Genomic DNA, 513 nt, shown 5'->3' with positions numbered 1-513 from the left:
AATACAACTGTTTTAACGTCGTTTCCACCAGGAGCAGTGATAACAACTTTCTTAGCTCCACCTTTAAGGTGTTTTTCAGCTGCATCTTTCTTAGCAAAGAAACCAGTTGCTTCAAGAACGATTTCTACACCGTCAGTAGCCCAGTCGATTTGTTCTGGATCACGTTCAGCAGAAACTTTAACGAATTTACCGTTAACTTCGAATCCACCTTCTTTAACTTCTACAGTACCGTCGAAACGACCTTGAGTTGTGTCGTATTTCAACAAGTGTGCAAGCATAACTGGATCTGTAAGGTCGTTGATGCGAGTAACTTCAACACCTTCTACGTTTTGGATACGGCGGAAAGCAAGACGACCGATACGGCCGAAACCGTTAATACCAACTTTAACTACCATTAGTGATTTCCTCCTTATGAAAATCATGAAAATTTTATTGTGAAAAGAGTAACTTGAATCACTACAAATCACCTTTCAACAAACCTATTATATAACTATTTGAGTTTAATTGCAAGTA

Annotated in this window: 1 protein-coding gene; it reads right to left on the bottom strand. The window is 38.6% G+C overall.

The features are described 5' to 3' along the window. Positions 1 to 395: glyceraldehyde 3-phosphate dehydrogenase NAD-binding domain-containing protein (locus GMD6S_RS11655; protein WP_000260680.1), on the bottom strand; the 395-nt coding region annotated here is incomplete at its 3' end. Positions 396 to 513: the final 118 nt, after the last annotated feature.

The organism is Streptococcus sp. GMD6S, from assembly GCF_000297015.1.
Note: the sequence above shows the minus strand (reverse complement) of the source record. Positions and strands in the feature narration are given on the sequence as shown.